Annotated in this window: 9 protein-coding genes; 6 read left to right on the top strand and 3 right to left on the bottom strand. The window is 30.5% G+C overall.

Annotation, left to right across the window (positions count from 1 at the left end; all coding sequences use genetic code 11):
* The first annotated feature begins 37 nt into the window (after nucleotides 1–37).
* From BA195_RS03360 to BA195_RS03350, 3 genes are all read left to right on the top strand, one after another.
* A complete protein-coding gene (locus tag BA195_RS03360) occupies nucleotides 38–2,773 on the top strand; it encodes a TonB-dependent receptor (RefSeq protein ID WP_176714947.1) in 2,736 nt (911 codons plus the stop codon).
* A gap of 3 nt (nucleotides 2,774–2,776) precedes the next feature.
* Nucleotides 2,777–3,841 carry a phytase gene (locus BA195_RS03355; protein ID WP_068702433.1) on the top strand — a complete coding sequence of 355 codons (1,065 nt, stop codon included), beginning with the start codon at nucleotides 2,777–2,779 and terminating at the stop codon, nucleotides 3,839–3,841.
* 67 nt (nucleotides 3,842–3,908) lie between these two features.
* Entirely contained in the window at nucleotides 3,909–6,035 is a 2,127-nt protein-coding gene (locus BA195_RS03350) for a Tex family protein (RefSeq protein ID WP_068702431.1), read from the top strand.
* A 1-nt stretch (nucleotide 6,036) separates the two neighbouring features.
* Here BA195_RS03350 and BA195_RS03345 read toward each other — a convergent pair whose 3' ends face one another.
* Nucleotides 6,037–6,891 (bottom strand): YitT family protein, encoded by an 855-nt coding sequence (locus BA195_RS03345; protein ID WP_068702429.1) that lies wholly within the window; start codon nucleotides 6,889–6,891, stop codon nucleotides 6,037–6,039.
* Between the two features lie 140 nt (nucleotides 6,892–7,031).
* Nucleotides 7,032–7,367 (bottom strand): single-stranded DNA-binding protein, encoded by a 336-nt coding sequence (locus BA195_RS03340; RefSeq protein WP_068702427.1) that lies wholly within the window; start codon nucleotides 7,365–7,367, stop codon nucleotides 7,032–7,034.
* A 160-nt stretch (nucleotides 7,368–7,527) separates the two neighbouring features.
* Between BA195_RS03340 and BA195_RS03335 the strand changes: the two genes are divergently transcribed.
* The 3 genes from BA195_RS03335 to BA195_RS03325 are packed head-to-tail and all read left to right on the top strand — an operon-like array spanning nucleotide 7,528 to nucleotide 10,744.
* A complete protein-coding gene (locus BA195_RS03335; RefSeq protein ID WP_068702425.1) occupies nucleotides 7,528–8,070 on the top strand; it encodes a GNAT family N-acetyltransferase in 543 nt (180 codons plus the stop codon).
* Nucleotides 8,060–8,410 (top strand): hypothetical protein, encoded by a 351-nt coding sequence (locus BA195_RS03330; protein ID WP_068702423.1) that lies wholly within the window; start codon nucleotides 8,060–8,062, stop codon nucleotides 8,408–8,410. Before BA195_RS03335 ends, BA195_RS03330 begins: the two co-directional genes overlap by 11 nt.
* A 33-nt stretch (nucleotides 8,411–8,443) precedes the next feature.
* The gene (locus BA195_RS03325; protein ID WP_068702421.1) at nucleotides 8,444–10,744 is read left to right on the top strand and encodes a M20/M25/M40 family metallo-hydrolase; all 2,301 of its coding nucleotides are present in this window, start codon (nucleotides 8,444–8,446) and stop codon (nucleotides 10,742–10,744) included.
* A gap of 57 nt (nucleotides 10,745–10,801) precedes the next feature.
* On the opposite strand, the gene pyk is transcribed toward BA195_RS03325, so the two are convergent.
* Entirely contained in the window at nucleotides 10,802–12,229 is a 1,428-nt protein-coding gene (gene pyk / locus BA195_RS03320) for a pyruvate kinase (RefSeq protein WP_068702419.1), read from the bottom strand.
* Between the last annotated feature and the right edge of the window lie 3 nt (nucleotides 12,230–12,232).

The following is a 12,232-nucleotide window of genomic DNA, read 5'->3' as shown; positions in this document are numbered from 1 at the left end:
AATGAAAATAATTTTGTCGACAACAAAAATTTACCCAATGAATAAAATTCTACTATTATTTACAATATTGACTACTTCCCTTATTTTCTCTCAAAAAAAAACAGGAATAAAAGGTAGAGTCTTAGATGAAAACAACATGCCTTTAACAGGTGCAACTATTATTGTTAACTCTGGAAACCATGGAAACTATGCGGATTTTAATGGTTATTACGAAATTTTAAACTTAACAAAAGGTACTTATAACCTTAAGGTTTCGTTTATCGGATATCAAACCTTAAATAAAACAATTACAATAACTAATACGATACATTTAGAAAACTTTTTTTTAAAACCAAAAACAAACAACTTAGAAGAAGTTATTATTAAAGGAAGTATTACTCGTGGCCAAGCGAAAGCTTTAAATCAACAAAAAAGTAAAGACAATATCACTAACATTATTGCAGCTGATCAAATTGGAAAATTTCCAGACGCAAATATAGGTGATGCTTTAAAAAGAGTTCCTGGTATTACAATGCAAAATGATCAAGGAGAAGCTCGTGACATAATTATTAGAGGTTTAGCCCCACAATTAAACTCAGTTACATTAAATGGTGATAAAATTCCTTCTGCTGAAGGTGATAATCGTCGTGTACAAATGGATTTAATTCCAACCGAAATGATTCAGTTAATAGAAGTAAACAAAGCTATTACTGCTGATATGGAAGGAGATGCAATTGGAGGTTCGGTAAATCTTGTTACACGTTCTGCTCCTCAAAACTTTAGAGCATACCTAACTGGTGCTTACGGACAAAACCCTATTCGAAACACTCCTAACTATAATTTTTCTGCTTTAGTTGCTAATAGAGTTGCTAACAAAAAATTGGGGTACGTAATTAATACCACTTATAATTCTAACGAATATGGGTCAGATAATGTTGAGTTTGAATGGGATTCTCCTACTGAAATAAAAGAACATGATATTCGACGTTACGATGTTAAACGTAATCGAATGAGTGTAGCTGCAAATTTAGATTATTCAATAAACCCAAATAACACCTTATATCTTAAATCAATCTATACCAAACGAAATGATTATGAAAATCGATATCGTTTGCGCTACAAAAATAAAGGTGATGAATATAAGATTTCAAGGCAAACTAAAGGGGGTATTAATAATAGCGAAAATGACAATACTCGTTTAGAAAAACAAAGTGTTTATAAATTTTCTTTAGGTGGAGCCCATATTATATTTGATAATATAAAATTAAAATGGAAAACTGGCTTATCAAAAGCAAAAGAAGAAAGACCAAATGAACGCTATATAACCTATGAGGCTAAACAAAAAGATTCAGATATTGATATTTCTCAAGAAGGATTAAATACCCGTTTTCCTTATTTTACTTCTGCTTCTGGGTTTGATAACAACCCTGATGAATTTGAAATAGATGAGATTTCTGAAGAAAACAAATACACCGAAGAAAAAAAATATAGTTCAAACATTGATATAAAAATACCTTTTAACAACTCAAGCGACTATAAAAACTCTTTGAAATTTGGTGCAAAAAATAAATACAAAGAAAAATTAAGAGACAATATTTTTTATGAGTCTGATACTGATAACTTCAGCTCATACCAAACACTAGCAACCACACCAAATGCAGATTATACTTTAAAAGGGTTTTTACCAGGAAATCAGTATAAATCAGGCATATTTGCCAGCAGAGAGTTTTTAGGAAATTTAAATTTAAAAGATGGAGAAATAGTTTTAGAAGAATTTGTACCAGAAAACTATAATGCGAATGAAAATATTTTTGCTGCTTATGCTTTGTGGAAACAACGCTTAGGTAATAAATTAAGAATATCAGCAGGTTTACGTGTAGAAAAAACAAGCACAGAATACACAGGATATGCTATTGATGTTGAAACAGCATCTAACTTAAATGATGTAACAACTATAACACAAACTAAAGATTACAGTAATTGGCTGCCTAACCTACAAGTAAAATACAACTTTACAGACAATACTATTGCAAGAGTAGCATGGACAAATAGCATAGCACGACCTAATTATTTTGATTTAGTGCCTTATCGTAATTTAAATAGTGACGATCAAGAAGCAGAGTTTGGTAACCCAGATTTAAAACCTACCGAGTCTATGAATTTTGATTTAATGTTTGAACATTACTTTGCAAATGTTGGTATCTTTTCTATTGGAGCTTTTTATAAAGATTTAGACAATTTCATTTATAAAATTACTAAAGATGAAGATTTAACAATTAGTGGCGCTACCGATACCTACGAAGTAACCCGTCCTTTAAATGGTGGTGTTGCCCAAATATATGGGTTTGAAGCATCAATACAACGTAAATTAAACTTTTTACCTAGCTTTTTAAGAAATATAACAATTTACGGAAACTATACTTTTACAAATTCAGAAACTACCGGAATTCAAGAAAGAGAAGATGGTTTAGCATTAGCTGGTGCTGTAAAAAATATGATTAATGGCTCTTTAGCTTATGAAACAAATAAGTTCACTTTACGAGCATCTTTAAATTATGCAGGAGACTATATAGACGAATATGGAGATGAAGCTTTTAAAGATCGCTTTTATGATTCTCAATTTTTTGTTGATTTAAATACTAGCTACGCTATTACCAAAAATTTACGTGTTTTTGCTGAAGCTAAAAACTTAACAAATCAAGAATTACGTTTTTATCAAGGAACCAAAAATCAAACTATGCAATCAGAATTCTATAATTTTAACTGGAATGCTGGTATAAAATATAATTTCTAAATCATGAGAAAAATTTTAACCCTTAGTATAGCATGTATTATTTTAGGCAGCTGTAAAGTAAAAAAAATACTACATAACACGCCACACTTAAAGCCAGTGGTGGCAATAACTGCCGATGCAGAAACTACACCTGTTACTTCTTTTGATGATGCTGCTGATGACCCTTGTATTTGGGTAAACCCAAATAACGTAATGCAATCAATAATTATAGGAACCAATAAAAAAGAAGGTTTAGAAACCTATAATTTAGATGGTAAACGTTTAGCAACCTACAAAATAGGACGCATTAATAATGTTGATATTCGTAATGGTTTTATTTTAAACGGAAAAACTGTTTCTGTAGTTACTGGAAGTAATAGAACTTATAATACACTTTCTATTTTAATAGTAAAAGAGAATGGAGAATTACAAGATATTGCCGCACGTACTATTAAATCAACACTGAAAGAAGTATATGGTTTAGGTATGTATAAAAGCACTAAAACAAACACCTTTTATGTTTTTATTGTTGGTAAACGAGGAGGAGTAGAACAATGGGAACTCTTTGAAAAGAACGGAAAAATAGATGCTAAAATTGTTAGAAATATCATTTTAGGCGGACAAGGAGAAGGAATTGTTGCTGATGATTTTCATGGAAAAGTTTATATCGGTCAAGAAGACAAAGCGTTATGGAGGTATGAGGCAGAACCAAATTTATCAAACACCAAAGTTAAAATTATAGGAACAAGAGACTTAAATATGAAAGCCGATTTTGAAGGAGTAACCTTATATGACTCTGGAAAAGGGAAGGGATATATTTTATTATCATCACAAGGAAATAATAGTTATGCAGTTTTTGATAGAGTAAGTAATCAATATTTAGGAAGTTTTTCATTAAAAGATGGTATTGTTGATGGTACTAATGATACCGATGGCATTGATGTTACTAGCGTTTCATTCGGAGATAAATACCCTAAAGGTTTCTTTTTAGCACAAGACGGAACTAATAACACAGCCAAGGATAGTTTAGCTCAAAATTTTAAAATAGTCGATTGGGAAAAAATAGAAAGAGCATTAAATCTTAAATAAAAAAACAACATTTGTTATATTTGAACCTCGCTTTTAACGCGAGGTTTTTTATTTTAAAATTTACTGTATGCAACTCCTCAATTATATAACTTCTCGAACTCAAATATCTCAAAAATCAATTCAAAACACTGTTGAATTATTAAATGAAGATTGTACCGTTCCGTTTATTGCGCGTTATCGAAAAGAAATAACAGGAAACTTAGATGAAGTTGAAATTGGTAAAATAGTGCAGTTAAAAGAACAGTTTGATACTATTGAAAAGAGAAAATCAACCATTCTTAAAGCATTAGAAGAACAAGCTTGTTTAACAGATGATTTAAAGACTAAAATTAACAAAACCTACGACCTTACCGTTCTAGAAGATATTTATCTTCCATATAAAAAGAAACGAAAAACAAAAGCTGAGACTGCTCGTAAAAATGGACTGGAGCCTTTAGCTAAAATGATTATGAGTCAGCGAATAAATGATTTAGAGTTTACAGCTGCTAAATACATAAATGATGCCGTTGATACAGATGAGAAGGTTTTAGAAGGAGCACGACATATTATTGCTGAATGGGTAAATGAACGTACTGATGTTCGTAATAACATTCGTCATCAATTAGCGCGTTATGCTCGTATTGCAACCAAAGTTATAAAAACAAAAAAAGAAGACGAAAGTGCTCAAAAATTTAAAGATTATTTTGATTGGGAAGAGAACTTAAGCCGTATTCCTTCACACCGATTATTAGCCATTCTTCGTGCCGAAAAAGAAGGTTTTATTCGTGTAAAAATTGAAATTGATAATGAGCGTACGCTTCAAAAAATAGAAAACAGAATTATTAATTCTCAAAATGAATGTGCACATCAAATTGAACTAGCAATTACTGACTCTTATAAACGATTATTACTTCCTTCATTAACAAACGAAGCTGTATCAATTGCTAAAGACAAAGCCGATGAAGGTGCCATAACTGTATTTGCTAAAAATTTACAGCAACTTTTATTAGGAGCGCCATTAGGTGAAAAACGAATTTTAGCTATTGACCCTGGCTTTAGATCGGGTTGTAAAGTGGTTTGTTTAAATGAACAAGGTGATTTATTACACAACGAAAATATTTATCCGCATGCACCTCAACATCAATCATCAGAAGCTAAAAATAAAATTAATTCATTAGTTAATAAGCATCAAATAGAAGCAATTGCAATTGGTAACGGAACTGCATCAAGAGAAACCGAACAATTAATAAAACGTATTCCGTTTAAAAATAATGTTAAAATATTTGTGATAAGTGAAGCTGGTGCCTCTATTTATTCAGCTTCAAAAATTGCAAGAGATGAATTTCCTGATCATGATGTTACTGTTCGTGGGGCAATTTCTATCGGGCGAAGATTAGCTGATCCACTTGCAGAATTGGTTAAAATTGATGCTAAATCAATTGGTGTAGGACAATATCAGCATGATGTAGAACAATCAAAACTAAATAAATCATTAGATACCGTTGTTGAACATTGCGTTAATAAGGTAGGTGTTAATATTAATACCGCAAGTGCTTCTTTGTTAAGTTATGTTTCTGGTATTGGACCCAAATTAGCTGAGAAAATTGTGAATTACCGAAATGAAAACGGTGCCTTTATTAATAGAACTGCTATAAAAAAAGTACCTCGATTAGGAGGAAAGGCTTTTGAACAATCTGCTGGTTTTTTACGTATTAAAAACGGTAATAATCCACTAGATGATTCTGCTGTTCACCCAGAGCGTTATACTTTAGTCAAACAAATGGCGAAAGATTCTGGTAGTAAAATAATTGATTTAATAGGAAATACTGCTGTTTTAAAACAATTAAAATTGCAACAATATGTTACTGATTCTTTCGGATTACCTACATTACAAGATATTGTAAAGGAATTAGAAAAACCAGGATTAGACCCTCGTGAAAAAGCCAAAGCCTTTAGTTTTAATGAGCATATTAAAACAATTGATGATATAAGAACAGGCATGATACTTCCAGGAATCGTAAATAACATTACCAATTTTGGCTGCTTTGTTGATATTGGTGTTAAAGAAAGTGGTTTAGTGCATGTTTCTAACCTGTCAAATACTTTTGTTAAGGATGTTGCTGAGCATGTAAATTTACATCAGCAAGTTCAGGTTAAAGTATTAGAAGTTGATATAACCAGAAAACGTATTCAGCTTTCTATGAATTATAATTAAGTTATAACTCTCTTGAAGAGCCTAACAATTCTGTTGCCTCTAAAACAATCATATACGCTTTCGAATCATGTTTTTCAACAAGATTCTTAAGCGCTACTATTCTGTTTTTATTTATTGATAAAAATATAATATTTCGTTGGTTTGTTTTGGATAAATCATTCCCTTCAATTAAAGTTCCAGAAACACCCATTTTTGTAGCAATTATATCTTTAAGCGTGTGCAAATCTTCTGAAGCTATATGAACTATTTTATTCTGCTTTCGCCCAGTAAGCACCAAATCAATAAATTTACTTGCTACAAAAATACTTAGCATTGCCCATAAAGCAAGTTCTAAATTTTTAAAAACAATTGCCGATAAAAGCACAACGAAAACATCTAACGTTAAGATTACGGTACCAGGTTTAATATCGTACTTATCTTTTATAATACGGGCAATAATAGCCCCGCCACCTGCAGAGGCATCTCCTTTAAAAATAATTCCGATACCTAACCCTACACATAACCCGCCGTAAATTGTTGAAAGTAAAGTATTATCACTTAAAACAGGAAAGTGTATTACTTCTCTAAATAAATCGATAAGTAAGGCTAGTGAAACAATTGAAATTGTGGTTCTAAACGCAAATCGTTTTCCTATATATTTTACACTTATTAGAAGTAATGGAATGTTTATAAACAACAGCAACATTCCTATCGGAATGTTAGATATATAATTTAATATAATTGATAACCCCGAAGTACCACCCGTTGCTATTTTGTTAGGTGCTAAAAATCCAACAATTCCTATTGCTAAAATTAAACTTCCACAAAGAATAAATAAATAATTTTTAATTTCAACTTTCAATCTTCCTTCTTTCATTAGTTACAATTTTATGTTGCAAAAATACTTTTAAATTTAAAAACTCTTGATTGCTTGTTTTGTTTTTAATTATAATAAAACTCAGAATTTTGTATAATTCTGAGTTTTTTAAAAATTGTAAAAAATCAATTATTTTTATCTTATTTACTTCCTAACATTAATAATTCATTACAAATTACTTCAGTTATATATTTTTTTTCCCCCTCAGCCGTTTCATACGAACGTGAGGTTAATTTCCCTTCAATAGCAATTTCATTTCCTTTTTTAAGGTATTTTTCTATTATTTCAGCTGTTTTATTCCAAGCAACTACATTATGCCATTGTGTATCGGTAATTTTTTCGCCTTGTGCGTTTTTATAACTTTCGTTAGTAGCTATTGATAATTTTGCTAATTTTTTACCACTTTCTAACGTAATAATTTCTGGATCGTTTCCTAAGTTTCCTATTAGCTGTACTTTGTTTCTTAACGTACTCATAAGATAAGTTTTAAATGATTATTATTTGCCAATTCGTTTTGACACTGCAAAGATGAAATACAATACAAATTAAAATCGGTTCGTAATCATTTGTTTTCGTTTGTAAATGAATGTAAATGTTTAATTAAATTTAATACCTTTGTTTTCAAACACTTACATCATGAAGTTTTATTTAGAGACTAACCGATTAATTTTAAGAGAAATACAAACAACGGATGTTAACGGAATTTTCGAGTTAGATTCTAATGAAAAAGTACATCAATATTTAGGTAAAAATCCGATAAAGACAAAACAACAAGCATTAGAAAACATTCAATTTATTCAACAACAATATAAAAAACTTGGTATTGGTCGTTTTGCGTGTATTGAAAAAGATACCGATAAATTTATTGGTTGGGCTGGATTAAAATTAAACACTGGCGAAAAAGAAAAATTAAACAATCATCAAAATTTTATAGATATCGGTTATCGATTGATTCCTGAGTTTTGGGACAAAGGTTATGCTTCAGAAGCCGCTTTTACTTGTTTAGAATTTGGATTTAAAGAAATGAAATACGATACTATTTACGGAGCCGCTGATATAGAAAATATAGGTTCTAATAAAATTTTACAAAAAATAGGTTTGCAGTTTGTAAATGAATTTAATTACAAAGATGTAAAAGTAAATTGGTACGAACTTAAAAAATCGACTTATGATAGGTAAGAAATGTTTAGAATGTGGAGATAAAGTTATAGGACGAATTGATAAAAAATTCTGTTCAGATTATTGTCGAAATTCTTATAATAACAAAGTAAATAAAGACAGTAAAAACCTTATTAGAAATACCAATAACCGCTTACGAAAAAACTATAAAATTCTTACCGATTTAAATATTACCGGAAAAACGAAGGTTAGCAGGCGTAAATTATTCGACAAAGGTTTCGATTTTAAATTTATTACTTCAATATACATAACAAAAACAAGAAATACATATTACTATGTGTATGATCAAGGATATTTAGAGCTAGAAAACGAACTTTTTCTGTTAGTTAAACAAGATTAATTTACCTACTTTTATAATATTATAAAATTCAATATGAAATCATTAAATAATTTCTTAGCTGTTATCATCATAATTTTAACAGTTTATTGGGCTTCTAGCGATATAACTCCTACACTGCCAAAAGCAAACAAAGAGGCTAAAATAACCGATTTTTCTATCAGTAATGCCTTATTTCATTTAAGAAATATCTCAAAAAGAGCACACCATACAGGTTCAGCAGAACATAAAGTTGTACAAGATTATCTTGTTAACGAATTAAAAGAATTAGGTTTAAATCCTGAAATACAGCAACAAACAGTCATCAATAAAAAATGGAGGGCCAGTACCTCGACTCAAAATATTATTGCAAAAATTAAAGGTAGTGGAAACGGAAAATCACTATTACTTTTAACGCATTACGATTCAAATCCACACTCTTCATTAGGTGCCAGTGATGCAGGATCGGGTGTTGTTACCATTTTAGAAGGGCTACGTGCATTTTTAGCTAAAAAGCAACAACCTAAAAATGATATTATTATTCTTTTTTCAGATGCTGAAGAGTTAGGATTGCTTGGTGCACAGGCTTTTGTTGAAAATCATCCTTTTGCAAAAAACATTGGATTGGTATTAAATTTTGAAGCTAGAGGTAGCGGTGGCGCTAGTTATATGTTGATGGAAACCAACGCGAAAAATAAAAAAATATTGACCGAATTTTTAAATTCTAATCCTAATTATCCCGCTGCAAATTCATTAATGTACAGCATCTATAAAAAATTACCCAACGATACCGATTTAACTGTTTTTAGAGAAAAAGGCAATATTAACGGATTCAACTTTGCTTTTATTGATGATCATTTTGATTATCATACCGCCCAAGATTCTTTTGAAAGATTAAATAGAGAAACATTGCAACATCAAGCAGAATACTTTACTACTTCTATTAATTATTTTTCAAATTCTGATTTAACAAATACTCATAGTGAGGTTGATTATATTTATGTCAATTTTCCGTTTATGAAGCTTTTAAACTACCCTTTTTCGTGGGTTTTACCAATGTTCATAATAGCTTTATTTATTTTCATCACACTTGTTTTTTTCGGATTAAGAAAAGGAAAAATAGCTGTTCACTCAGTATTAAAAGGGTTTGTACCATTCCTAGCAGCGTTGGTTATTTGTACCGGTGTATCCTATATTTTATGGCAAATAATTTTGTTAGTACATCCTGAATACACCGATATACTACATGGGTTTACCTATAATGGATATCAATATATCATCGCATTCATCTTATTAAATTGTTGGATTTTATTTAAAATTTACAATAAATTTAATGCTGAAAAAACCACCGATCTTTTTATTGCGCCAATTTTTGTCGGACTTGTTTTAAACTTTTTAATTACTCAATATTTACCTGGTGCTGGCTTTTTTATCATCCCTATTTATGCTTCTTTATTCATTTTAGCTATTTTGATATTTATGAATGTTAAAGCAACCTCAAAAGCTACGTTATTTGCTATAATTTCTATTCCAACAATTTACATCATTGTTCCTATGATACGATTGTTTCCTGTAGCGTTAGGGTTAAAAATATTATTTGTTTCTGCTTTCTTATTAGTTTTGGTTTTCGGATTCATATTACCTATTTTTCATCAACAACAAAAGAAAAACAAATGGCAAACTATTACTGGTTTAGCTACCATTTTCTTCTTCGGATTTGCTACCTTTAATAGCGGATTTTCAATCGATAAGAAAAAACCTAATAGTATTGTTTTTATCCAAAATTCAGATACTAACACCTCATATTGGGCAACCTATAATAAAACCTTCGATGGTTTTACCAAACAAGTTTTTGAAGACGATTATGTTAATGGAAGCATTCCGTATACTGAAGGGAAAAGTAAATACAATACTACGTTTAGTTATCATAAAAAAGCTGAAAATAGAAATTTTAGCACTTCAAACATCATCATAAATAAAGATACCATTATTAATAATGAAAGGCTCTTAAATTTAACCATTATACCAACACGAAAAATAGAGAGGTATGAATTTAACAACAATGAAAAACTGAAGTTAAAAAACTTAAACGTAAACGGTGCTTTTTATGATAATGGAAAAGAATTTACTGCTGATATCGGAACACTATTAATTTACCAAATGGCAAATTCTGACAAAAAACTTACTTTATCATTTACGATCGATAAAAACATAAAACCAAATATTACCTTAAATGAAATATCATACGATTTGTTATCCAACAAAAAGTTTGCTTTAAAACCACGAAGTGAAATTATGATGCCAATGCCTTTTGTCGTAAACGATGCTATTATTTGTTCAAGAAAAATTAAATTATAAAAAAAAGCGTTTTAACTAGTTACTAGTTAAAACGCTTTTTTTACTCTAAAAACAATACTAATCTATATGTGAAACACGCAAGGTATTTACCATTCCTTTTGCTTTTACAGGCATTGATGATAAATTAATCATAAAATCTCCTGTTTTTACAAATCCTTTTTCTTTACAAATTTCATTAATATCTTCTAATGTATCATCAGTACTCAAATCGCGATCATAATAATACGCCCTAACTCCCCATAAAAGATTCAATTTACCTAATATTCTTTTTTCTGATGAAAAGGCTAATACGTGTGATTTTGGTCTCCAAGCAGAAACTTGAAAAGCAGTATAACCACTATTTGTTAAAGTAGTAATAGCTGCCGCATTAATATCATCTGCCATTAAAGCTGCATGATGACAAACCGATTTTGTAATGAAACGATTGGTACGAATATGAGGCGCTTCTTGAGGTACTTTTATCAAATCAGAAAACTCAACACTTCCAATAATTTCTGTCATCTTTTTAATAACACGTATGGGGTGTTTTCCTACAGATGTTTCTCCAGAAAGCATCACAGCATCTGCACCGTCCATAATTGAATTTGCAACATCATTTACTTCTGCTCTTGTTGGCACGGCATTTTCAATCATAGTTTCCATCATCTGCGTAGCAATAATTACAGGAATTCTTGCTTGTTTAGCTCTTCTTACCAACATTTTTTGAATTAACGGAACGTCTTGCATAGGTACTTCAACACCTAAATCTCCACGTGCTACCATTAATCCGTCACAATATGGAATTAAAGCATCAATATTTTCAACCGCTTCTGGCTTTTCTATTTTAGCTATTACCGGAACTCTATATCTTGATTTTTGTTTGATTAAATCACGTAGCATTCTTAAATCCTCAGGATTTCTAACAAATGATAATGCAATCCAATCCACCTCTTGTTCTAACGCAAAAATGGCATCTTTTTTGTCTTTTTCTGTTAATGCAGGTAGTGATATATTGGTGTTTGGTAAATTAACCCCCTTTTTAGATTTTAAAGGACCACCTACGATTACTTTTGTTATTACTTCTTCGTTTTTATCTGTTGAAACGACTTCAAATAATAATTTACCGTCGTCTACTAAAATTTGCTCACCAGCTTTTACATCTTTCGGAAAACGTTGATAGGTCATAAAGGCTTTTTCTTTTGTTCCTTTACATTCTTCTGTCGTAAAGGTAAAAGTATCACCTGCTTTTAACTCAACACCTTCGCTCATTACACCAACCCTAAGTTTAGGCCCTTGTAAGTCTGCTAAAATTGCTACGTTATATCCTTTTTCTTGATTAATTTCTCGTATTTGCTGCACACGTTCTTTTACATCATTATAATCCGCATGTGAAAAATTAATTCTAAAAACGTTTACTCCATTAGCTGCCATTTCAGCTAAAACTTCCTTTGTATTTGTTGCAGGTCCTAAAGTGGCTACAATTTTTGTTTTTTTGTTGTGTGGCATAAT

The organism is Tenacibaculum soleae (genome assembly GCF_001693415.1).
In the GTDB taxonomy this organism is placed as follows: Bacteria; Bacteroidota; Bacteroidia; order Flavobacteriales; family Flavobacteriaceae; genus Polaribacter; species Polaribacter soleae.
Note: the sequence above shows the minus strand (reverse complement) of the source record. Positions and strands in the feature narration are given on the sequence as shown.